Below are 22,831 nucleotides of genomic sequence, written 5' to 3'. Positions count from 1 at the left end.
TGTGGGATTTTTTTCTCGTTTATTTAATCAAGGGTCAGGTAATGACTCAAAAATGAAGCTTTTAGATCCCATTGAATATAAAGGTTTTTTAATTTACCAAGATGCAATGTCTGAATCAGGGCAATATCGTGTCGCTGGTAAAATTAGTAAAGATGTTAATGGTGAAATATGTACTCACCGTTTTATCCGCTCCGATGTCGTAGCTAGTAAAAGCGACGCTGATGAGCTTATGCTTAAAAAAGCAAAAATGCTCATCGATCAGATGGGCGAGAAAATCTTTTCCTAACATCGTCCAACTTGATAAAAATCATAATGAATATCCTCATTAGTCGATACCCTTATTCATTGAGTAAAATACATGGCTAATATCCTGTTTTTATAGAGCTTTGTGATAAGTGGTTCGACCTCTGCTTTGTTTGGATGTCGTTGTGTTTTTGTCTTTCACCTATGACAATCACTCATTACTTAACCTTATATGTAATAGCATTTTGTATTTTTATTACAAACTGCTTGCAGTTATGCTGGTGGTTAGATAAAAACAGAATAATCATTGTGCCAATAGTCAAGGAATAACTATGCAAATTGGTGTACCAAAAGAGACCCTTACGGGTGAAACACGGGTTGCAGCTTCACCGAGTTCGGTAGCGCAATTAATCAAACTAGGCTTCGACGTCTCCATTGAAACTCAAGCTGGGGTTTTAGCCAGTTTTGATGATGCGGCTTTTGAGGCGGCTGGTGCCACGGTTGTTTCGACACAAGATGTTTGGAATTCAGACATTATCTTGAAGGTCAATGCGCCGATTGTTGATGAAAAACAATCGATTGATGAGGTTGCTTTGATCAAAGAAGGGGCAAGCCTAATCAGTTTTATCTGGCCTGCACAAAACCCAGAATTGATGGAACAGTTATCAAGTAAAAAAATCAACGTGCTGGCGATGGACTCAGTGCCGAGAATATCCAGAGCACAAGCTTTAGACGCTTTGTCATCAATGGCTAACATTGCTGGCTACCGCGCTGTTGTTGAAGCTGCACATGAATTTGGCCGCTTCTTTACAGGGCAAATTACCGCAGCGGGCAAAGTCCCGCCGGCAAAAGTACTGGTTGCCGGAGCTGGCGTTGCTGGCCTCGCTGCTATCGGTGCCGCAGGAAGTTTGGGGGCAATTGTACGAGCTTTTGATGTTCGCCCAGAAGTAAAAGAACAAGTTCAATCAATGGGTGCAGAGTTTTTGGAAGTCGATTTCCAAGAAACGGCTGGTTCAGGCGATGGTTACGCCAAAGAGATGTCTGACGACTTTAATAAAAAGGCCGCTGAACTGTATGCAGCGCAAGCTAAAGATGTCGACATCATTATCACGACGGCTTTGATCCCTGGACGTCCAGCCCCTAAGCTGATCACCAAAGAGATGGTCGACAGTATGAGCGCTGGTAGCGTGATCGTCGATCTTGCAGCTGCAAACGGGGGGAACTGTGAATACACGGTTGCCGATCAGGTGATTACAACCGCCAATGGTGTGAAAGTGGTCGGTTATACTGATATGGTTGGCCGCTTACCAACACAATCCTCTCAATTATATTCAACAAACATCGTTAACTTGCTGAAATTGTTATGCAAGGAAAAAGATGGATCCATCAACATCGACTTTGAAGACGTTGTTTTACGTGGTGTGACGGTCGTGAAAGAAGGCGAAATAACGTGGCCAGCACCACCGATCCAAGTCTCTGCGCAACCGCAAGTCAAGACCGCACCAACTAGACCTGAACCCAAAAAACAAGAACCCGTTTCTGCGACGAAAAAAATTACTGGCTTAGTTGCTGCCGTTGGCGCTTTTGCTTGGATCGCATCGGTTGCACCTGCGGCTTTTTTAAGCCATTTCACCGTTTTTGTTTTAGCGTGTGTTGTGGGTTACTACGTCGTTTGGAATGTTACTCATGCTTTACATACTCCTTTGATGTCCGTTACCAATGCAATTTCCGGCATTATTGTGGTCGGAGCTTTATTGCAGATAGGTCAAGGGAGTGGTGTGGTCACTTTCCTCGCGTTTATCGCTGTTTTAATTGCAAGCATTAACATCTTTGGTGGTTTTACAGTCACCAAACGTATGCTTGAAATGTTCCGTAAAGACTAAGGGAGTAATATATGTCTGCAGGATTAGTACAAGCCGCATATATTATTGCTGCTATCTTCTTCATCATGAGCCTTGCTGGATTATCAAAGCAGGAATCAGCAAGAGCTGGTAACTACTATGGTATAGCGGGTATGGCTATCGCACTCATCGCCACTATTTTTCGTCCAGATGCGCAGGGCTTAGCTTGGGTATTGCTGGCGATGGTAATTGGGGGCGGTATCGGTATTCATTATGCTAAAAAAGTAGAAATGACCGAAATGCCCGAACTTGTGGCTATTCTCCACAGTTTTGTGGGCATGGCTGCGGTATTAGTGGGTTATAACAGCTATATCGATGCGCCAATTGTACTCGATCACGCTGAACACGTGATTCATTTGGTTGAAGTGTTCATTGGGGTATTTATTGGTGCCGTCACCTTTACAGGATCTATCGTCGCCTTTGGTAAACTGCGTGGAATCATTTCGTCGTCGTCGCTCAATCTCCCTCATAAGCATAAGCTCAACCTCGCGGCCATTGTTGTCTCCACATTATTAATGATTTACTTTGTTAATAATGGTGGCAGCATGTTTGCATTGATTATTATGACTCTGATAGCGTTCGCGTTTGGCTACCATTTGGTGGCTTCGATTGGTGGTGCAGACATGCCCGTTGTGGTATCGATGCTTAACTCCTATTCAGGTTGGGCAGCGGCAGCGGCTGGCTTTATGTTAGCGAATGATTTGCTGATCGTAACCGGAGCACTGGTTGGTTCTTCAGGTGCCATTCTTTCTTACATTATGTGTAAAGCGATGAACCGCTCTTTTGTTAGTGTGATTGCCGGGGGCTTTGGTCAAGATGTGGCTATCAGCGCAGACGTTGAATACGGTGAACACCGTGAAATAAACGCTGAAGAAGTAGCCGAAATGCTGAAAAACTCTAAGTCAGTGATCATCACTCCAGGGTATGGCATGGCAGTAGCTCAAGCACAGTATCCTGTTCACGAAATCACGGAGAAGTTACGTGCACAAGGCATTAAAGTTCGCTTTGGTATTCACCCAGTAGCGGGACGTTTGCCTGGCCATATGAACGTACTGCTTGCTGAAGCAAAAGTGCCTTATGACATTGTGTTAGAAATGGACGAAATAAACGATGATTTTACTGAAACGGATACGGTTTTGGTGATCGGTGCAAATGACACAGTAAACCCAGCAGCATTAGAAGATCCGAACAGTCCGATCGCCGGAATGCCAGTGTTGGAAGTATGGAAAGCGCAAAATGTCATTGTATTCAAGCGTTCAATGAATACTGGCTACGCAGGTGTACAAAACCCTCTTTTCTTTAAAGATAATACCTATATGCTTTTTGGTGATGCAAAAGAGAGTGTAGACGCCATCTCAAAAGCGTTATAGCATCTACGATTAGGATAATGAAGAAGCCAGCAAAATGCTGGCTTCTTCTGTTTTTGAGCAATCATTATTGACATGGATATAACACGTGCAATGTATTATTAGTTAATAATGTTATATAGTTTTTAATCTAAACCATTAATGAAAATAAAACTTGTTTAAAGCGATTAAGACCTACTTTTGGGCTATTTTAGTTTTAATACCTATTCAAACCTATGCCGATTCGTTGCCAGAACGCATCGACCTTTTTGCGTCGCTTTTTGATTATAGTACCGCTGATGTAAGTTATGATATCCGTACTTTGCAGGTTGATTATCCAACTCGCTTATTGACTCCCGAATCAATGTTACCGCAAACGGCTGAATACCCTTTAAAAGATCTACAGTTGTTATACAAATTATCTCAAAGCTGTACAGGTAAGTTGCCGCTGAGCCCACTCATAACAGAGCCATTAGTCTTCACGAGAGCTATCTGTAAAGGATCTCAATTACCGTCGAAATGGTTTGCGAGAAGCGCTTTGATTCACCCAGGAGGTGGAACATATGCGGCTCGTTATGTGAAAAAATACCCTGAGAAATTTGTAGAGTTGCAACAATATATGCACATACGAGAGCGCACCAAAGCAAGTGTGGATTCTTTGCTTGGCCGCATCCAAAACATGAATGAAGATACGATCTTAGCACTCATATCAGGTGCAACCATGTTTGTAGAGAACAGCGATCTTTGGCTGAGAAAAGGGGATATGTATTACGTTTTTAACGAAGACGTATGGTTAGACAACGCGAGTAAAGCAGGACTCAGCTATAGCATGGCCTCGGAAAATTCGACCTGTTTTATTCAAAGAGGCAACATTTGTTGGAATGTTGAAGATCATTCCAACGTGTTACGGATAAGTATGGTAATTCTTGTCCTAGCTAACATAATACTTGTATTAGGCTGGTCCCTTTATCGTTGGAATTCAAAACGACAGGAAATGAAAAGTCGTATGTTGGTGGTGCAGATTCTTACTCACGAGCTCAGAACACCCATTGCAAGTCTATCGCTAACCGTTGAAGGATTTAGGCGCGAATTTGAAAGGTTACCATCAACTGTTTACGATGAGTTTAGACGGCTATGCGAAGATTCCAGACGTTTACGGCAACTGGCCGAAGCCAGTAAGGATTATTTACAGTCAGAGAGCAGGCCGCTTGCAACAGACTGGGTACCTTCCGTTGAAGAATGGTTACAATACAAAGTGGAAGAAGAGTTTCGTGAAAGCATAGATCTTGTTATAAACAAAGATATTGCAGCTAAACTGAATGTTTATTGGCTTGGGACATGCATCGATAACTTAATTAGAAACGCAGTAAAATACGGTGTTGCTCCAGTTACGTTAGAGGTAACAACTAAACAAAATTCAATCACGATCAAAGTTACAGATCAAGGTCTGTTAAATCATCGAGATTGGAGAAATTTGCGTAAACCTTTCGTCAGCAAAAGTGGCTTAGGTTTAGGTTTGACTATTGTAGAATCAATGGTAGGTCGGATGGGTGGTAAGATGACACTCGCAGGACCGCCAACCACATTTATATTGGAGATCCCCTGTGAAACAGACATTGCTTCTCGTTGAAGATGATAAAAACCTTGCCGATGGCTTATTAGTAAGCCTTGAACAAGCAGGGTATGACTGTTTACATGCAGAAACTATTGCAGATGTTAAACAGCATTGGGACAGTGCAGACTTAGTCATCCTCGATCGCCAATTACCCGATGGCGATTCTGTTCAGCATTTGCCAGAATGGCGTAAAATAAAAGAGTTGCCAGTAATTCTTTTAACCGCACTTGTTACGGTCAAAGACAAAGTGGCTGGATTGGACGCGGGGGCAAATGATTACTTAACCAAGCCTTTTGCCGAGGCTGAATTATTTGCACGAATTCGAGCCCAGCTTCGTTCACCAGAATCAGAAGGGCAGGATGACACGAAAGTGGTTACACCCAATCTTGTTATTGATAAAGCCACAAGAGAAGTTTTTTTTAAAGAAGATTCAATTACCTTAACGCGTACTGAATTTGACTTACTCTTATTTTTAGCAAGCAATCTCGGGAGAGTGTTTACGCGTGACGAATTGCTTGATCATGTATGGGGTTATAACCACTTTCCAACGACAAGAACCGTAGATACCCACGTGTTGCAATTGCGCCAAAAACTTCCAGGCTTAGAGATTGAAACCTTGCGCGGTGTTGGATACAAGATGAAAGCGTGATGCAGAAATCTCGTTTACTATTGGTAGGCATAGCATTTGTGACTATTCCTACCAAAGCACAAAATGTTGAGTGGTTTGATCAAATCACACCGCTTACCCAAGCGCATCAGAATCTTTTAAATAATAATTTAGAAGCAATGTTTAACTCACTTGTCGAAGTGTGGCAGCTTGAACATAACAAAAACATTCAGAGCCATCTCAATGAATTATTATTACAATCATTAACCGTTGATTGCGGTAAAAGTTTAGACAAAAAACCACTCCCTGAATGGCTTAAATCAATCACCATTAATAGGCAAGAGATCCAGAGCCCAGGAAGAGATGCATTTCATGTTGATATAGAAGTGGACGCTGAGAAACCACTTGCTGATATTAGGCTGGCGCAGTGGGTCGATAAAAGTTTATCAACCGATAGTGTATTAACGACCACTTCGAGTGACAGCGTCACTGGAAAGACACATTACTTAAAGCGTTATAATCTCAATAGTAAAATTACAATGGGTTTATACCGTCTTGATATAACAGCCAAAGATCAGCAATCTTGGAGCGCATGGATTGTGCTTGGTGAACCCAAAGCAAAGCAAATTGTACGTTGGGCTTCGAAAGATCAATGGCAAATTGAAAAAAAAGCGCTACTCAATCCATATTGTCCTTTACCTGAACTCAATGTATCGCTGTATGATTACATCGATGGAAAATACTCTGAAATATGGAGTCAACGATACGAGTCTGAGTATCCTAATGAACTTGAAATCACTAATTTGGCTGCAGACCGTTATGTATTAGCGGTATCAATGACTCAACAGCGTTGGCAAGGGCCGATTATCATTGAGCAATCTCAAGTAATCAGTAAAACCTACGATGTTTCAGTAGATGAATAATTAAAGATAATAGACAATGTGCCGTTATAGACATAAAGGAAACGACACGTTTATAACATTATGAAAAATTTCATTAAAATACTCCCACTTGCAGTCGTACTTACACCATCTTTCAGCTTCGCAGCCAATTATGCAATAGAGGCACGAGGGGATGCGATGGGTGGTGTAGGGGTTGTATCTGCGAACTTTCTCACGGCTCCATTTTATAACCCTGCACTTGTGGCTATTTATCGTCGTAACGATGACGTAGGTATGATCGTTCCCAGTTTCGGGATTTCTTATAATGATGAAGACCACATGGTCGATGATTTAGACAGCATTTCAAGCTTCATAGAAAAAAAAGATTACACAAATACTGAACAGCTGCAGAAAAGTTTAGATAATTTACAAAATGATAAACTAAAAGCCGAAATTGGCGGTGTTGTCGCCTTTGCCATTCCTAACCAATTTATAGCGGCTAATTTATTCGCCAAAGCCTATACCGAAACGTTTGTCACTCCTGATATTTACAGCGGCGAAAATACTGCATCATTAACTCCTGAGCTACAAACTGTCGAAAACGCAGAGCTCAGCGCAGTGAACGCTGTTTCCGTTGGGGTAACAGAAGTGGGTTTCTCGCTAGCCAAGTACCAAACATTTTTAGGCCAACATATTGCCTTTGGTGTAACACCTAAACTTCAACGCATCTACACCTATGTATATTCAGCAAGCGTAACCGATTACGATATCAAAGATGCACGAGATAATGGCCAAGGTGAAACCATGTTCAACCTTGATGCCGGCGCATTGTGGTTTTATGGGCCTTTAAGAGTTGGATTTTCCGCAACCAATTTAGTCAAGAGAGACATTCAAACTCAATCTTACACTAAGAGTCTTAAGAGCCAATTCGGTAAAACACGAGACATCAATATTGGCTACGCATACCAAATGAGGCCACTTTATACAGTAGGCGTAGGCATTGTTGCAGACTATGCCACATTAAGCGTGGATTATGATCTTAATGAAGAAGAGCGCTACACTAATTTTAACGACAATACACAGATGATTCGAGTAGGTGGTGAAATCGATATCATGCGTCAGTTAAAATTAAGAGCAGGATATAAGAAGAACTTAGCATACGATAATGTTGATGGAACAATCACAGCAGGGGTAGGGATCTCACCTCTCAATCTCTTCCAACTGGACATTGGAGCTAGCTATACAAACGATAATGCGATGGGAGCTTACATAAATTTCCTTGCTAGTTATTAACTCGATCTCTATAGTCAGGCTCCTAATCAACCGGAGCCTTTTTAAATGTTTGATGATATTCCAACTTTATCTCACCAAGAACAGCAAGAAGCTGTTGAGAAAATTCAACAACTAATGGCTCAAGGTATCAGTACCGCAGAAGCCATAAAAATCGTTGCATCCCAAATTAGAGCAGAAAAATCTGCAGATAAAACGAATTAATTCTCAACCTAACTATTTCCATTGCATAAGAGCGTTCACTCATTAGTGGACGCTTTTTTATACCCTTATTATCTCGACTTAAAATCATTACAAACCAGAAACGAATTCATTGCACATATCTAATTCGATCGAACAGAAAAGGATTATATTAAACAAAAACAATAAGATATGGCAGAATAAAAAACCGTACGGATATCACGAATCAACCTGGTGTAATTTTATTACATGTCACTGCGTTCATCTCGAATAAGTGTGGATAATGTCAGGATAAAACTCCAAATCAATACACTGTAACGTTAATCTGAATCATCCCACTTTAATCTTCCCCCAACTCATGGTGCGCATTATGGTTATGAGTTATGTTGAGGGTTTGCCTTTGGCCTGAGAGCCGTCAAGGGTGGGCGAAAGACTTGGCAATATCCGGTCAGTGCAACGCTGGCCAATTTGCTGTTGCGGCTCCAAATGAAGTCTGGGCTGGCGATGTTACGTATATTTGGACGGGTAATCGGTGGATGTATTTAGCGGTCGTTATCGATCTTTTTGCCCGCAAAGTGATTGGTTGGTCGATGTCTTTATCACCGGATTCTAGGCTAACAGGCAAAGCTCTTTCGATGGCCTATGAGTCTCGTGGTAAGCCTAAAGGTGTTATGTTCCATAGCGATCAAGGCAGTCATTATACTAGCCGTAAATACCGTCAATTGCTGTGGCGCTTTCAAATAAAACAGAGTTTATCTCGCCGAGGAAATTGTTGGGATAATGCGCCGATAGAGCGCTTCTTTAGAAGTTTGAAGACGGAATGGGTGCCAACTGTGGGTTATCATAGCTTCGCTGAGGCTCAACAAGAGATCACCCGCTACATTATCGGATATTACTGCCAACTCAGGCCACATCAGTATAACGGTGGTCTAACTCCCAATGAATCAGAACGATTATATTGGGAAAACTCTAAAACCGTGGCCAATTTTAGTTGACCACTACAAACCAACTGAAACGGAGTTGACTATGACCATGAAAGAATACACGCTATCAGATGTAGAATCTAAGCTAAATGCAATTTCCAACATTTCAATTTTCTTAGGTACAGGCGATTGTCCTGATGAGGTTGCCTTTAACTTACGAGATCATATGCACGATGAAATAGAAAACCTTCAAGGTATGTTGAGTTTCATCCGGCTTTATCCAGAGCTTAAAGCCCAAGAACAGCAAGCATCAAAACCCCAAATCGATTCATCCAATCCCTAAAATGACCATACCTAAAGTGCGTATTATGGTTATGAATTATGTTGAGGGTTTGCCTCTGGTCTGAGAGCCGTCAAGGGTGGGCGAAAGACTTGGCAATATCCGGCCAGTAGGTACTGGCCGTGGTGACTAGGATAGAGAATCGCTTTACCATCGAAGCCCATAATATAATTTACATAATACGCATTTCAGATAGCGTTCAGTGCTTTTTGTATAGAAAACGGTCTAGTCTCGTTATTACTAAAATTTACTTTATAGCACTTATATTGAACGTATTTTCCACTGAACACACGTGGTTCGTATCCGACAATGAAGTTTTTTATTATTCTGCCTTCGTTATTCCATTTAGTTGCATCACAATATTTGATGTAAAGCTCTTTGAGCTCTTCAAAGAGTTCTCCATCTTCAATTGCTCCAGTAATGCTATCTCTCAAGTTCATGTAGTGCTCATTTGCACTTTTTTTGGATCTGAAAGTTTTGTTGTGTAGGGTCACTTTTGCCATGTCTTTTCTCCTTTGTTCACAGGACTTTCTTACAATAATTCAGAGTGAGTAAGGTTGTCAAATAGCCTTTTAAAATCAATGGCTTAACTATCTAATATTACGTTGCGATATTACGTTTTTTGATTTAACAACATGAAAAATAACAGTATTTATTTTTTGAATTTTTTTCATTTCAACTCGATTTTGGCTGCTATACGCTTGCGTGTAGAGAGAAAATGAGTAGCCAAGCGCTCACCTCAATTAACCTTTACAGTTGAACTCATTCGCGCGGCAGTTTCCACTGCCGTTTTTTTGTATCTGACGCCCAATGCCGACGGACGGACGACGACGAAGACTGAGGAGGAGGAGGAAGGAGAAAGCAGGGCGAGTACACTATCTTTAATAGTGTACTCTTGTCTCATTTTGAGACATTTGTGGATAACTTTAGATGTCGAATCTGTCTTTTTGGTATTCGATTTCTTCCATTAATTCTTGAGCTTTTTGTTCCATCTCATAAGCAATTTGCGCTCCTTCTTCCCTCGCTTCTTCAAATTCAGCAACTGCTATTTCTCGATCTCTTACGCTTTCTTCATATCTTCTATAGGCTTCTTCTGTAGCGAAGGCTTCATGCTCAAGCCTATCGATAAATCCCTGTTTATCATGGATATATTCAAAAAGTACCGATGTGAAGGTTACTTCATCTAAAGCATTTTTCATTAGCGCCGTTTTTTTCATGAAGTTTAATGGGTTTGTATCATCGCTAAACGTTTTACCACGGCATATTTCACTTTCCGAAACACCTAATATTTCCGCTAGTTTTTTAATATCACCAGCTTTAGGTTCATTTTTCCCATTTTCCCATTTCATATATGTTTGGGCAGTGACACCGACATATTCAGCCACTTCTGCCTGTTTGAGCCCTTTAGCTTCGCGAGTGTGTTTTAATACATCTTTAAGCATGATTATCATCTCTAGGTTTCCTTATTCATCATTATACATGTGATTTTTAACACCCCAACTTTACATGTAAACATTCATAGTTTAAAGTGTCTAAAAATGTACTTGACAGGTTTTTTTGTGTGATAGACAAGCTCAAGATATCGATACCCTTTAAAGACGACTATGTGACCGCTACTTATCAGACAAGAAGCGGTGATTGCGTCTGTTATGTCGATATCAAAGAGTGTTCACGGCGTGGAATTGGTCTAGAAGCAAAAACCATTTTTTTTACTGGTGCTATCGGCGCAGAGCAGTATGAAGTCGCTGATTTACGCCACCCATACGAATCACTTCCCACTCATTTTACGGGAATGGCTTTCAAAATATTCCAGGGAACTAAATTCCGAAATCCTTGCATTGAGTTAAAGGCATCTCCCGCAAAAATTTTACAGGGTCATAACGTCTTCGGCCCGACCTCCATCGAGGTGGGCGCACTTGAAATGATCATGGCGTTTTACAATAACTATCCCGATGTTCACGAGATGCTGAATATTGAAGCGGCAACATTAGACGCCATTGATGCGACTTATTCCGCTCGAATCAGTACCGAACTTCAAGCAAAGCAAGTTATCCGCCAGCTCAAAAATGTATCCAATAAACAAATGAGAACTAGCGTTCGTAATGAGCACGAAACCACGGTTTACTTCACCAAAGGCTCTCGCCATATTGACCGAAAATCATATTTGAAAGGCCCAGAATTTACTTATCAGCTGAATAAATTACGCTCTCTCCAAGCTAAGGGGGACAAGTCATATGATCGTGTTATCGATGTCATGTCAGACCCTAAACTGATTAATTTTGCTCGCAATCTCGTCAGATTCGAAGCTGGCGCTCATAGACGTTGGTTAGAGGAATTTGGCGTTCCTAAAAATCTTTTTGACGCAATCGCATACCAAAAACAATACGAAACCACACACGGCAGTTGCTTAATCGCAGACATTTGGAAAAAAGCATTTACACCACTACTCGAAGCATTGCAGGGGCAGACCATGAACGTATTTAACGATGAAGAAGTGCATAACAAACTCAAGCAAACTTACTTTCGATACACACCTAAAGGCAACATTACTTACTCGAAGGCTGACAAACTTTTTCGCTTTTATCGTTCATTAGTTTCTGATGGATATTATGCGGTTTATCAATCATTTACTTCGAGACAGACATTCTCTCGTCACCTAAATGATCTCTTAGCTATTGGTTTCTCAAAAGCACAATTACAAAACCTTGAGGGTAACCAAAAAGATAACGTCATCATACCACGCAAATTATTACCTTATGACATGGTGCAACGTGTCTCTGTGCTTGAGCGAGAATGTCCAACATCATCGAACCGCATCCAAGACTCGGTCGTCATTTTTTACGACAAGACAGGACCATCTACACCGATGATGGCCATGCACTTGGACGACTTATTGACAGCATTAGAAATTCACTTTAACCGACGCTCAGGTGTGGTAACTGGCGCATTATTACAGGGGTATAAACGATGAAAGAGCCTAATTTAACAGATATCAAACTCCGCTCTGAAATTCCAACCGGTGCTAAGTTCTTAGGCTGGATTATCTACAGTCCAATACAAGATGACTTCTTATGGAATTTTAGGGAAACGGCTCACATGCTGGCTAAGCGTTGGATCATTTATCCCCACATGGCGATGAGGTTTAAGAAGTACCAACAGGCTGTTAAAATGCGAGATGATTTAGACCTACGTGGACACGCAACCATTGTAGGCGCATTTGATTGCGGCCCAGAGATACGCATAGGTAATTGAATTTACTGAAATTAATAATACTAAAGTGCGTATTATGTATGTTATGTTAAATTATAAATGATCATATTTTAGTGTACGAATATTTCCTTCCTCTTTTTCTATCTATCCTCATGACATTAAACATAATCAGTATTTACCATAAAATACCTAATAACTAGTCTGATAATCGAAGATTTCATTCTAGTTATTAATACGTTAATTTCCGGCTAGTTTAACTCTGAAACCTTTCTTTTCTAAATAAACTTTAATTTTGTCTCGAGCATCACCCTGGATCTCTATTTCACCATCTTTTACTGAGCCACCACACCCACAACTTTTCTTGAGTTCTGCCGCGAATAGCTTTAGTGCAGTATCATCTAAATCCAAGCCGGTCACGATACTCACGCCTTTCCCTTTTCGCCCTTTTGTTTGACGATGGATTCTAACCACTCCATCTCCTTTAGGGCGTTCTATAACTTCAGGCTCAGCTTTGATACGGCCTAAATCCGTAGAATATACAAGTGTCATAAATCATTTACTTCTTTAATTGTTCTGCTTTCTGTTTTGCAAGCAAATAAGCTTCGATATGTTTTTGAATAGCCACTTTTGAACCTTTGATTAAGCGACCATTGAAAAAGCAATACCACCCATTGAGCTCACCTGTATCATTCTTCAGTGTAAAGCCGCCAAATTGCTCTTGTTTACCATTTGGATCTTCTCTCTTCTTACCTACCGCACTGAACTCTCTAGGATCAATGATAGAGGCAGTATCACACCACCAGTCTATGCTTTTTTTAACTGCCGCAAGGTTACCAGTCAAAACATGGTTTTTGATCTTAACTTGCCATATATCTGTAGAGTTAGGCGCAGATGTAAGGGTAAATCCTCGATACGTCGCTATAGCCATATGTTATTGGTCTTTTTAATTATAGGTTAGTTAAATAATAATTGTATCTTCACCGTTATCAAGTATATTTATCGATAAACCATATTGTTATAGTGCATCAAGATGAAAAAAAACATCCCTCTCATCACAGATCCTATGATTTTAAAACAAAAGGTTACCGAATTTTCCGACACAGTTTGCTTTGAACAATTTCAACATTTGACACATTGGCAATATTCGAAGAACTCCGCTTTGGCCATGACTAAAGATTGGAATCATTTTGTTACATTTTGCAAAATAAGATGTGTTACTCCTCTTCCTGGCTCAACAACAGCTGTTAGGCAATTTATCGAAACGGAAGCTCGTGTGAGAAAATACGCGACTATCAGGCGTTACATGGTCACCATTGGTATCATCCATCACCTACTTTCGATGAAAGACCCCACACAAAACCGACTCACTCAACTTTCTTTGTTTCGTCTTAAAGGAGAGAAAGGTGATGATGCTAAGCAAGCGACACCGTTAACGAAAAAACATTTATTAGCACTAGATATACAACTTATTCATTCACCTAACAAAAAGGATATCCGCGATCTTGCCATCTATTATGTGATGTTTGAGTGTGCTTTGAAACGAAGTGAGCTTAAAAAACTAAGTACAGGACAAGTCTTAACTGTGGATGGGCAAATGAAGATCATCGTGGGAAATGTCGATTATTATCTTTCTGAATCGGCCTCTCTTGCACTTAAAAAGTGGCTACAATTACTCAATAAAGAGTCGAACATTGTGTTTTGTTCAATCGATCGCCATGGCAATATTTCAAATAGATCTTTAAATGATGCGTCTATTTTCCGTATCTTACGTCATGCAGGGCAACGTTTAGGCATATTTGACTTGAGGTTTTCAGGCCAATCAACCCGTGTTGGTGCGGCTCAAGAACTGGCTAAACAAGGTTATAAAACTCAAGATATTCAGCAATTTGGACGATGGTTAAGCCCTGCAATGCCAGCTCAATACATTGGTAAACTCGACATTGCAGAAAGTGAACAGATGAAATTTAAGGTCATTAAACCTTTTGATTGAGTGACGTTGTCACGCAATTGGCTAGAAATTCATGAAACCTATGCCCATTATGCTCTAACATTTTAGGAAACATTGAAATGGGAGTCATGCCAGGGAAGGTGTTAACTTCATTAAGATAAATGTTTCCCTCTGGGGTTAAAAAGAAATCAATACGTGCAAGGTGCCTAAGCTTCATGTGGGTAAAAACCCTAGCAGCACAATCACTTATCATTTCTAATTGATCTCTGGTTAAATTCTGAGCTTGTACTTCAGTCATCGAATGGCTAGCCGCACTGTATTTTTCTTCATAAGTATAAAATGCGTCTTCTGGTGCGATGATCTCACCCGGCTTAGAAAGATATAAAACACCATCAAGCTGATAAGCGGCAACTTCTAATTCCCTAGGTTTCACTGCTTTTTCAACCAGAACTTGTTCCGAGTAGCTAAAAGCCGCATCGATTGCGCTGTTGAGCTGGGAAACCTCGGTGACTTTGTAACAACCAACAGATGAGCCTTGTCTCGCCGCTTTAATAAACACACTTCCCCATTTTTCCAGAGCCTGCTTACACTGCTGATGCGCTTGTGCATTATTTTCTGAAAGAAAAAGATAAGGTGTATTAGGAATACCCAGCGCATCGTACCAAAGCTTAGATGTAATTTTATTAAAACTGTTAGCACTGGCTTCTGGACCACAACCTAAATATGGGATGCCAGCCAGCTCGAGCATCGATTGAATGTCGCCCGTTTCCCCTGGATAACCATGAATGCAAGGAACCACAAAATCGATATTGACGGCAACACCATTGGTATTCAACGTTGCAGCATTCGTGTCTAAGAAACTCAGATCGCCCTTTTCACTGTACCAACCATCGGGTCGCATTTCGACGCGAATAACTTGAAAACCTTCTGTTTTTTCAAGTTGTGCTTGTAAATAGTTGGCTGACACAAGTGAAACTTCATGTTCTGACGAACCGCCACCACATAATAATAGGATTGTTGTTTGAGTCATTAAAATCTGTCCATGCTGCTGACGAATAAACTATAAAGCATGATAATCAATTCAGTGTGAAGTTACACGGTTTTAGCCAAGGAAAACCTTTTTACTGTTGTAACAGGCTAAGTTATAAGCAATAAAGGGGCATAAGCCCCTTTGATCATTTATTCGCGATAAAATCCAGAATCAGTTCAACTTATTGAGTGTCGGAAATTCCGAATTTTTGATGGTATCAATACTTTTGGCAAAAGGTTTCATTGCTTGAAACTCGGTTGGCAGTGTTTTAATTGCTTCAACAGCATCGGCACGAGTTGCGTAGTCACCATAAAGTACGGTGTACCACTTGGTTCCATTCACTACTTTATAATTTTCCCAAATAGGTTGGCCGTCAGAATTGGGCAGTTTACTGGCAAACTGATCAACTTTAGTCTGTGATCCAACAGCAACGACCTGAATGGTGTAGCCAAAACGCGGATTCATTGCCGTCTGTTTAGCTGTCGGTGGAATGAGCGCTACTGCGGCTTTGCTTTGAGGGCTCATCTTAACGACTTTTTTCTCTGTATCGTTAGGAGACATCTTCACCACATTCGTTTCGACATTGCTCTCAGAAATTCCAGTAGCCATGCCTTCTTGAGCGACCACTGGTTGCTGAACCGGAGCAACTTTGTACTCTTCACGATGGCTTTCAGAGGTGACATCGGTAATGTATGTATCAGATGCACAGGCAGCCAGAAGCACTGATAAACCGACAATTGTGATTTTTTTCATGAATTGTTCAACGCCTTAAGTAGAAATTACTATAAATCATGCCGATAGCGACGCTCAGAATCAAGCTCGCTTTGTGATTATATACCCTTGTACTGTGATTTATGGCACAAAGTCGCAGTTGTCTCACGACGTAATGATCACAATCAAACCAATATAGTGAACAACGATAGCATTTGTTCGCTAAGCTAACGGTAATTTGTGAGTGAAAGGTTCATCAACATGAACAATTTAAATCCATTCCTGAAACCAAAATCGATCGCGGTTGTTGGTGCATCAGTACGCTCGCTTCGTGCTGGCAATATCGTGATGAAGAACCTACTTCAAGGAGGCTTCGATGGTGCGATTATGCCTGTCACGCCTTATTATCCATCCGTCTGTGGCGTATTGGCCTACAAAAGTATCGCATCTCTGCCTATCGTCCCTGATATTGCGATTTTATGCACGCACGCAACACGCAACGTCACCTTATTTAAGCAATTGGCAGATAAAGGCATCAGCTCCGTCATCGTACTTTCATCTGATATGTATACTGAAGATGCTCAAGGAGTCGAAATCCAAGCCCAATGTTCTAGCATTGCAAAATCGGTAGGAATGCGCATTTTGGGCCCCAATAGCTTAGGGCTGATCCTACCTTGGTTAAATTTCAACGCTTCGTTTTCTCCTGTCACAGCCTTAAAAGGTAACATTGCCTTTATTTCACAATCTGCAGCGGTTTGTACCACGATTTTAGATTGGGCAAATGACAAAGAGATCGGATTTTCAGCATTTATTTCTCTTGGTAATGCCAGCGACATCGATTTCTCTGACTTGCTTGATTGCCTGAGCACGGATAGACACACCCAAGCCATTTTGCTTTATGTTGATACGATTAAGGATGCTCGCCGTTTTATGTCGGCAGCGCGTGCCGCGTCACGTAACCGGCGAATCTTAGTATTAAAAGGAGGAAGAACGCTTGCTGGACGTAAAGCGGCGCAAGCACATACTGGTGGAGACAATACACTCGACATTATTTATGACTCCGCAATTCAACGCACGGGTATGTTACGGGTGAATAATACCCATGAACTCTTTGCCGCTGTTGAGACACTCACTCACTCCGTTCCATTACGAGGTGAACGTCTTGCTATTATTACCAATGGTGGCGGGCCAGCTATTATGGCCGTCGATACCTTGTTAGATCGAGGCGGAAAACTTGCCGATCTTGAAGAGTCTACTTATCAAAAACTAAATCAGTGCCTGCCTAAAAGTTGGTCTCACAGTAATCCGGTCGATATGGTGGGTGATGCGGATCATACTCGCTACGTTAATACACTAAATGTGCTGCTAGATAGTGATAAAACCGATGCCATTCTCATTATGCACAGCCCATCTGCGATTGCGCAGTCTGAACAAACCGCTCAAGCGGTGGTCGATGCCATTAAAGCGCACCCTCGCCATAAACGTTTTAACATCCTAACCAATTGGTCAGGAGAACTTACCGCGCGCCCGGCTAGACAAATATTTACCCAAGCGGGCATCCCAACCTATCGAACGCCAGAAAGTGCAGTGGTGGCATTCATGCACTTAGTCGAGTACCGTCGAAATCAAAAACAACTAATGGAAACGCCGACAACCGCAGAACCCGTCCATGTATCAGAAATACACAGCGCGCAGCAATGGATAGCGGAGCAACTAGGCATACACCCTACCCGTCACCTTGATACACACCAAATAGGTAAGTTATTTAAATATTTTAATTTTAATGTATTACCAACTTGGATAGCTTCTGATGCCAGTGAAGCGGTACACATTGCCGAGCAAATTGGTTACCCAGTCGTGGTGAAATTACGTTCGCCCGATATTGCGCATAAGTCAGATGTGCAAGGCGTGATGCTCAATCTACGCAACCGCCACGAAGTGGCAAGTGCAGCGCAAGCGATATTGGATCGCACGCAGATCTCGTATCCTTCCGCTAATATTCATGGGTTATTGGTTCAGGCAATGGCAAAGCTCGCTGGCGGCGAAGAGCTCAGGATCAAAGTGATTACTGATACAACCTTTGGCCCGGTCATTTTATTGGGACAAGGTGGTTCAGAATGGGATGAATCAATCGATGCCGCCGCCGCACTACCCCCACTGAATATGACGCTCGCTCGTTATCTGATTGTCAGAGCAATACGCAGCGGGAAAATTCGGCTGCAAAAACTACCAGAGCCAATGAATATTGATGGGTTATCTGAGTTTTTAGTTCGTATCTCGCAGATGATTATTGAATGTCCACAAATAGATGAATTAGATATTCATCCGGTTTTAGCCAATGGCAATCAATTCACCATATTGGATGCCAACTTAGTCCTAAAAGATTACCAAGGTGACGGACAAAGTAGATTAGCTATCCGCCCCTATCCAAGTGAGTTTGAAGAAAGTGTGATCCTAAAGGACAACTCGGCCATTACCTTACGCCCAATCTTGCCCGAAGATGAGCCGCATCATGCAGAGTTTATCCGTAACGTATCAAAAGAAGATTTGTACAAACGCTTTTTTTCGGATGTCGGCGAGTTTAACCATGAAGCCTTAGCCAATTTTACTCAAATTGACTATGACCGAGAAATGGCTTTTGTCGCAGTGGATCATACCAATGATCAAGAGAGTATTATTGGCGTTTCGCGAGCACTCATTAACCCTGAGAATAGCGATGCTGAGTTCGCCATCTTGATCCGTTCGGATTTAAAAGGAAAAGGTTTAGGTAAAATCTTGCTGCAAAAAATCATCGACTATTGTCGCTTGAAAGGAACCTTACAAATTTCCGGCATGACCATGCCAACCAACCGAGGCATGTTGACGCTAGCGCAAAAATTAGGTTTTGAGATTGAAGTGCATTTCGAAGATGGGACGGCAGATATGGTTTTGATCTTAAATAAACCAGAATAAAGCCGTAGCGATCAGATTTGATCACTGCGATCCGCCCAAAATTTTAACTTAGCACCCAGTTTTTCTTGAGGTATTGCACACACCACGACTTTGCTTCGCCCATTTTATTACGCCGCCATGCCATAATGATCTGCATCGATTTATCTTCAGATCCGCTGATTGCTTTCAGTTTACCTGAGGCGATCAGTGGCTCTGCTATCTGTTTCGGTAATGTGCCAATACCTAACCCTTCCACTAACGCGGCACATTTTGCGCTGAAATTAGTTACCGTCAGGCGCGGCTGTTTTTGCAAAATATTCACGCTCATTGCAGGCTGGTCACGCGCGGTATCGGCAATCGCAATCACTCGATACTTTTGCCTTGCTTCTTCATCAAATGCACCGCTTCGTTTGTGCACGTAATGCGAGCTGGCCGCTACCCAAACCATTGACATAGTTCCTATGGTTTCTGCTTTTACATCTTGTGGTAACGTATCGATACGTGGGCAAATCAGCAAATCAGCTCGATCGGTTGAAAGTGACTCCCAACACCCCGCTAAAATTTCTTCTTGAAGACGGATTCGTGTTTTACTGACATTACCTAACGCTTCAACCATTGGGAAAAAATTATGAATAGGGATAATACCGTCAAATGCGACCGTCAAATCCAGTTCCCAACCATTCGCTAACAAGGTTGCGTCATTCACCAATTTTTCTGTCGCCGATAAAATGGCTCTACCCCGCTCAAGAATGAGCAAGCCGGCTTCAGTAAACGTCGCTTTATGCCCTGAACGGTCAAAAATAGTGATGTCTAAATCTTGTTCCAATTTTTGGATCTGATAACTCAGCGATGATGGTGCACGGCTTAGCTCATTTGCCGCCGCAGCAAAGCTGCCTCGTCTATCAATCGCATCTAAAATATGAAGCGCTTCTAAGGTAATTGGACTTTGCAAAATGGACATCCTTTGGTGAAATTGCAGTGAATATGCAATAACGAGTATGCCTTATTTATCATCGCTATGGTATCTCTGACGGGATGGAAAATAGACAAGGGGGACTGGTTTGGAACCAAAAATCGTAGAAATAACAAAGCCAGTTTAATACTGGCTTTGAGACACATTCATTTAAAAAGGGGTAGAAAAGTTATCAATGAGTGAGTCTATTTCTTATTTTCTGACATCTCTTTCTTAACCATGACCGCTGCAGCCACGATAAAAACGATGATTAATCCAAGCTCCATGTAAAACCTCGATAAGTGTTTAAAATTAAAGGTTAAAATATAAACAACGCGATTCTAGCAGACTAGAAAAATATTGACAGCTTTTAACGTATTGCTAACGTTTTTAGCGACTCAGTTCAAAAAGAGCGTGAATAAAGAAAAATGGTAATTTTCATCACATCCGTAACTCTAGATTGTTATATTCTCTTCCTACTTGAAGTACAGCGGTGTTTAACAACGTACCGCCTAACTCAAAAACCCACTGTAAACACTTGCACCAAAGCCGCCACGCGTTGGCAGTCCCTCTTGAATGCTTGAATGCTTGAATGCTTGAATGCTTGAATGCTTGAATGCTTGAATGTGGTATATGTGTTTCAGATGCCACAATCCATTTTTATTTCGACCGACCTAATTGACCGCTCTGAACTAGATGTTACGTGCAATGGCCACTAGCTCGTCTCGGCAAATTTGCAACCAATATTTGAGAGTCTCTTGCAGCATTCTTACCTGATCACCGATACGGTTGACTTCTTTCAGCTCCTCGTCGGTGAGAGGTCGAGAAGGTAAATTCTCTGATAATGCAGTGAAGTAGTCTACCTGCATTCCACTAGAAGAATGGAAATTCATACCAAAACCGGTAACTGGATTCTCACTAGGATCGAAGTAATAGTTCCACATAGCAAGATCCTCGTTAATGTATTCAATGGTATTTTTACCGTACTTTTCGTTCATAAAGGTATCAATATCAGACAGGCTACCAGTAAGAAACATATTATATTCGTCGCTGGAGATTTCCACAGATGAATCAGTCAGCACACTAGAGAGTAATGCCATACGCATAATTGGAGAGACATCGCCTATGCCATTAGTCCAGTTAGAATACCATTCACTAGCAGTACCCCAATTATCCTGAAATTGCGTTACTAAAGCCCCGGGGCAACCAGAATTATTTTTCATAGAATCAGTAATTGTATAAGCAAAACTGTCCTTAGGTGCGTGGTCATGAATTTTGTTAAAAAGTCCAGGAAGGTCAGCAACAAATTCATTTTGATCATAGTTTTCATGAGAACCATGCATCCCTGAACCACCACACTCCATAAAACGTTGAAGGGCATCTTTTTCATCCGCTGTTAAATTGTAATCGTCAATGTGGATCAATACATCCATAAGCACTAGTTGAAAAGCGTCTTCTAACGCATACCCTGTTAATGGTGATGTTTTTGATATGTCTTCCCACATCGCTTCCATGGAATCTACAAATACACCTAAGCCCATAGCTTGCTGCTGTATCGCTTCAAGTCGAGCACTGCATGCTTCGATACCAGCGGCTAGTGTCAATGCAATAGTATCCTCAGGATTACTACCCACCATAGACTGGACAACTTGTTTTTGATGAGCCGCTACCATAGCTAGTACTTCAGAATCTGCTGATTGCTCATCGACTGATGCAATGGAAGGATCGATTTTTTCAAGGTCTTTCTGGGCTTTCTCAATCGTTGCAAGGTAAGTCTCGACGTTTTGGGGACCCACTTGAGGAGCGTTTCGCTCAATGCCGCTGAGTTGAGCATTAGTTATGTTATTGGTTATCATTCCGAGATTCCTAGACTAGATTTCATTCACTTAACAATATAATCATCAGTAAAAGCAGACAATAGACGACTCATAATCCCAGAAAAATCCTACATAAAATGGCTTTGTTTCTTAAATCATGGAACTAAATTATCAACCTACGATCTGATCAGCTAAGTTCACTTAAATACTTAGACCAATGGCCAAGTTTCGCTACAAAACCTGTTAAACAGAACATCGCTGAAAGCACCAAAACTCGAGAATATACGCTACCCACTTGCTCGTTGCTGAGCATTTGGATGATATCCCGGCGAAGTCTGGTGTAACCAGCACTCAGTATAATTCCAATTGTAGCGAAGTAGATCGAGAATATTGCAGTGAGCAGTTGGGCGTATAGTCTGAGCTGCTCGATATTGAACTTTTTGTCTTCTGCACTAAGTGGTGAGAGCCAGAGCAGGTTGTTTCTGACGTAATCCTCAACGAAAATTAGGGTAGCAACAACCACACTAAATAAGTAGATTAAGACGCTCAAGGCGCAACAAACGCTATACCAAAAGCGACTTCACACTGGTTGAAGCCTTGCTACGGCTGGACTGGAGCCCGCAGCAGATTGTCGGATACCTAAGGGGAAGACGCTATCCAACAATTAGCCATGAGCTCATTTACCAATATGTTTGGAACGACAAAGCAGAAGGAGGAACACTGTGGAAACATCTTCGTCAATCGACCAAAAAGCGGCGTAAGCGGTACAACTCAAAAGACCGTCGAGGACGCCTTGCCAATAAGCGTCATATTTCCGAAAGACTGGCAGAAGCTGAGAATCGCGAAGAGCCGGGCCACTGCGAAATTGATACCGTCATTGGTCGCGGAACCAAGCACTGTATCGTC

Annotated in this window: 21 protein-coding genes and 2 pseudogenes; 15 read left to right on the top strand and 8 right to left on the bottom strand. The window is 41.6% G+C overall.

Annotated elements, in window-relative coordinates:
* Position 1: 1 nt before the first annotated feature.
* The 10 genes and pseudogenes from AACR75_RS17770 (at position 2) to AACR75_RS17725 (ending at position 9,329) form a co-directional block, all read left to right on the top strand.
* The gene (locus AACR75_RS17770) at positions 2-286 is read left to right on the top strand and encodes an HlyU family transcriptional regulator (protein WP_026027783.1); all 285 of its coding nucleotides are present in this window, start codon (positions 2-4) and stop codon (positions 284-286) included.
* A 289-nt stretch (positions 287-575) separates the two neighbouring features.
* Positions 576-2,126, top strand: a complete 1,551-nt coding sequence (locus AACR75_RS17765; protein ID WP_017049557.1) for a Re/Si-specific NAD(P)(+) transhydrogenase subunit alpha — start codon at positions 576-578, stop codon at positions 2,124-2,126.
* Positions 2,127-2,137: 11 nt separating this feature from the next.
* Positions 2,138-3,514, top strand: coding sequence for a Re/Si-specific NAD(P)(+) transhydrogenase subunit beta (gene pntB, locus AACR75_RS17760; protein ID WP_017046914.1), 1,377 nt, complete (start codon positions 2,138-2,140; stop codon positions 3,512-3,514).
* 151 nt (positions 3,515-3,665) lie between these two features.
* Positions 3,666-5,120, top strand: a complete 1,455-nt coding sequence (vxrA, locus tag AACR75_RS17755) for a sensor histidine kinase VxrA (RefSeq protein ID WP_047691213.1) — start codon at positions 3,666-3,668, stop codon at positions 5,118-5,120.
* The gene (gene vxrB, locus AACR75_RS17750) at positions 5,095-5,754 is read left to right on the top strand and encodes a response regulator transcription factor VxrB (RefSeq protein WP_013867797.1); all 660 of its coding nucleotides are present in this window, start codon (positions 5,095-5,097) and stop codon (positions 5,752-5,754) included. Before vxrA ends, vxrB begins: the two co-directional genes overlap by 26 nt.
* On the top strand, positions 5,751-6,635 hold the full coding sequence (locus AACR75_RS17745) for a DUF2861 family protein (RefSeq protein WP_013867796.1): 885 nt from the start codon (positions 5,751-5,753) through the stop codon (positions 6,633-6,635). Before vxrB ends, AACR75_RS17745 begins: the two co-directional genes overlap by 4 nt.
* Positions 6,636-6,695: 60 nt before the next feature.
* Positions 6,696-7,886, top strand: a complete 1,191-nt coding sequence (locus tag AACR75_RS17740) for a conjugal transfer protein TraF (protein WP_013867795.1) — start codon at positions 6,696-6,698, stop codon at positions 7,884-7,886.
* A 45-nt stretch (positions 7,887-7,931) separates the two neighbouring features.
* Entirely contained in the window at positions 7,932-8,087 is a 156-nt protein-coding gene (locus tag AACR75_RS17735; RefSeq protein ID WP_013867794.1) for a YoaH family protein, read from the top strand.
* A 440-nt stretch (positions 8,088-8,527) separates the two neighbouring features.
* Positions 8,528-9,058 (top strand): annotated as a pseudogene (locus tag AACR75_RS17730) (IS3-like element ISVch4 family transposase); the annotation flags it as partial.
* Positions 9,059-9,089: 31 nt separating this feature from the next.
* Positions 9,090-9,329 (top strand): hypothetical protein, encoded by a 240-nt coding sequence (locus tag AACR75_RS17725; RefSeq protein ID WP_047691210.1) that lies wholly within the window; start codon positions 9,090-9,092, stop codon positions 9,327-9,329.
* A gap of 185 nt (positions 9,330-9,514) precedes the next feature.
* Here AACR75_RS17725 and AACR75_RS17720 read toward each other — a convergent pair whose 3' ends face one another.
* The gene (locus AACR75_RS17720) at positions 9,515-9,829 is read right to left on the bottom strand and encodes a hypothetical protein (RefSeq protein WP_047691208.1); all 315 of its coding nucleotides are present in this window, start codon (positions 9,827-9,829) and stop codon (positions 9,515-9,517) included.
* Between the two features lie 423 nt (positions 9,830-10,252).
* Positions 10,253-10,777, bottom strand: coding sequence for a helix-turn-helix transcriptional regulator (locus tag AACR75_RS17715; protein ID WP_047691205.1), 525 nt, complete (start codon positions 10,775-10,777; stop codon positions 10,253-10,255).
* Between the two features lie 77 nt (positions 10,778-10,854).
* Here AACR75_RS17715 and AACR75_RS17710 point away from each other — a divergent pair, with 77 nt between their 5' ends.
* On the top strand, positions 10,855-12,297 hold the full coding sequence (locus AACR75_RS17710; protein WP_331415626.1) for a phage/plasmid replication protein, II/X family: 1,443 nt from the start codon (positions 10,855-10,857) through the stop codon (positions 12,295-12,297).
* Entirely contained in the window at positions 12,294-12,578 is a 285-nt protein-coding gene (locus AACR75_RS17705; protein WP_013867785.1) for a hypothetical protein, read from the top strand. The genes AACR75_RS17710 and AACR75_RS17705 overlap by 4 nt, the downstream gene beginning before the upstream one ends.
* Before the next feature lie 195 nt (positions 12,579-12,773).
* Here the strand turns inward: AACR75_RS17705 and yciH are convergent, their stop codons facing one another.
* The gene (gene yciH / locus AACR75_RS17700) at positions 12,774-13,085 is read right to left on the bottom strand and encodes a stress response translation initiation inhibitor YciH (protein ID WP_047691201.1); all 312 of its coding nucleotides are present in this window, start codon (positions 13,083-13,085) and stop codon (positions 12,774-12,776) included.
* A gap of 7 nt (positions 13,086-13,092) precedes the next feature.
* On the bottom strand, positions 13,093-13,464 hold the full coding sequence (locus AACR75_RS17695) for a DUF3319 domain-containing protein (protein WP_017045561.1): 372 nt from the start codon (positions 13,462-13,464) through the stop codon (positions 13,093-13,095).
* 102 nt (positions 13,465-13,566) lie between these two features.
* Here AACR75_RS17695 and AACR75_RS17690 point away from each other — a divergent pair, with 102 nt between their 5' ends.
* Positions 13,567-14,526, top strand: coding sequence for a tyrosine-type recombinase/integrase (locus AACR75_RS17690; protein WP_047691199.1), 960 nt, complete (start codon positions 13,567-13,569; stop codon positions 14,524-14,526).
* Here AACR75_RS17690 and AACR75_RS17685 read toward each other — a convergent pair.
* Positions 14,510-15,514 carry a D-alanine--D-alanine ligase gene (locus AACR75_RS17685; RefSeq protein ID WP_019281216.1) on the bottom strand — a complete coding sequence of 335 codons (1,005 nt, stop codon included), beginning with the start codon at positions 15,512-15,514 and terminating at the stop codon, positions 14,510-14,512. The genes AACR75_RS17690 and AACR75_RS17685 overlap by 17 nt on opposite strands.
* Positions 15,515-15,685: 171 nt before the next feature.
* Positions 15,686-16,267 (bottom strand): SPOR domain-containing protein, encoded by a 582-nt coding sequence (locus AACR75_RS17680; RefSeq protein ID WP_047691196.1) that lies wholly within the window; start codon positions 16,265-16,267, stop codon positions 15,686-15,688.
* A gap of 219 nt (positions 16,268-16,486) precedes the next feature.
* Here AACR75_RS17680 and AACR75_RS17675 point away from each other — a divergent pair, with 219 nt between their 5' ends.
* On the top strand, positions 16,487-19,177 hold the full coding sequence (locus tag AACR75_RS17675; protein WP_047691193.1) for a bifunctional acetate--CoA ligase family protein/GNAT family N-acetyltransferase: 2,691 nt from the start codon (positions 16,487-16,489) through the stop codon (positions 19,175-19,177).
* A gap of 43 nt (positions 19,178-19,220) precedes the next feature.
* Here the strand turns inward: AACR75_RS17675 and AACR75_RS17670 are convergent, their stop codons facing one another.
* Both AACR75_RS17670 and AACR75_RS17665 read right to left on the bottom strand, forming a co-directional pair.
* Positions 19,221-20,108, bottom strand: coding sequence for a LysR family transcriptional regulator (locus AACR75_RS17670; RefSeq protein WP_026028487.1), 888 nt, complete (start codon positions 20,106-20,108; stop codon positions 19,221-19,223).
* 692 nt (positions 20,109-20,800) lie between these two features.
* On the bottom strand, positions 20,801-21,964 hold the full coding sequence (locus tag AACR75_RS17665) for a hypothetical protein (RefSeq protein ID WP_047691191.1): 1,164 nt from the start codon (positions 21,962-21,964) through the stop codon (positions 20,801-20,803).
* Positions 21,965-22,456: 492 nt separating this feature from the next.
* Between AACR75_RS17665 and AACR75_RS18620 the strand changes: the two are divergent.
* Positions 22,457-22,831: pseudogene (locus AACR75_RS18620) on the top strand (IS30 family transposase); the annotation flags it as partial.

Source organism: Vibrio sp. ZOR0018 (assembly GCF_963865925.1).
GTDB classification, from domain to species: Bacteria; Pseudomonadota; Gammaproteobacteria; order Enterobacterales; family Vibrionaceae; genus Vibrio; species Vibrio anguillarum.
The sequence above is the reverse complement of the archived record's forward strand: the minus strand, read 5'-3'. Positions and strand labels throughout refer to the sequence as shown.

What these genes read in the sequence shown, in the direction of transcription:
- AACR75_RS17765 (WP_017049557.1), top strand. Translation starts at nt 576, where the DNA reads ATGCAAATTGGTGTACCAAAAGAGACCCTTACGGGTGAAACACGGGTT.
- pntB (WP_017046914.1), top strand. Translation starts at nt 2,138, where the DNA reads ATGTCTGCAGGATTAGTACAAGCCGCATATATTATTGCTGCTATCTTC.
- AACR75_RS17740 (WP_013867795.1), top strand. Translation starts at nt 6,696, where the DNA reads ATGAAAAATTTCATTAAAATACTCCCACTTGCAGTCGTACTTACACCA.
- AACR75_RS17735 (WP_013867794.1), top strand. Translation starts at nt 7,932, where the DNA reads ATGTTTGATGATATTCCAACTTTATCTCACCAAGAACAGCAAGAAGCT.
- AACR75_RS17725 (WP_047691210.1), top strand. Translation starts at nt 9,090, where the DNA reads ATGACCATGAAAGAATACACGCTATCAGATGTAGAATCTAAGCTAAAT.
- AACR75_RS17720 (WP_047691208.1), bottom strand. Translation starts at nt 9,829, where the DNA reads ATGGCAAAAGTGACCCTACACAACAAAACTTTCAGATCCAAAAAAAGT.
- AACR75_RS17715 (WP_047691205.1), bottom strand. Translation starts at nt 10,777, where the DNA reads ATGATAATCATGCTTAAAGATGTATTAAAACACACTCGCGAAGCTAAA.
- AACR75_RS17705 (WP_013867785.1), top strand. Translation starts at nt 12,294, where the DNA reads ATGAAAGAGCCTAATTTAACAGATATCAAACTCCGCTCTGAAATTCCA.
- yciH (WP_047691201.1), bottom strand. Translation starts at nt 13,085, where the DNA reads ATGACACTTGTATATTCTACGGATTTAGGCCGTATCAAAGCTGAGCCT.
- AACR75_RS17695 (WP_017045561.1), bottom strand. Translation starts at nt 13,464, where the DNA reads ATGGCTATAGCGACGTATCGAGGATTTACCCTTACATCTGCGCCTAAC.
- AACR75_RS17690 (WP_047691199.1), top strand. Translation starts at nt 13,567, where the DNA reads ATGAAAAAAAACATCCCTCTCATCACAGATCCTATGATTTTAAAACAA.
- AACR75_RS17685 (WP_019281216.1), bottom strand. Translation starts at nt 15,514, where the DNA reads ATGACTCAAACAACAATCCTATTATTATGTGGTGGCGGTTCGTCAGAA.
- AACR75_RS17680 (WP_047691196.1), bottom strand. Translation starts at nt 16,267, where the DNA reads ATGAAAAAAATCACAATTGTCGGTTTATCAGTGCTTCTGGCTGCCTGT.
- AACR75_RS17675 (WP_047691193.1), top strand. Translation starts at nt 16,487, where the DNA reads ATGAACAATTTAAATCCATTCCTGAAACCAAAATCGATCGCGGTTGTT.
- AACR75_RS17665 (WP_047691191.1), bottom strand. Translation starts at nt 21,964, where the DNA reads ATGATAACCAATAACATAACTAATGCTCAACTCAGCGGCATTGAGCGA.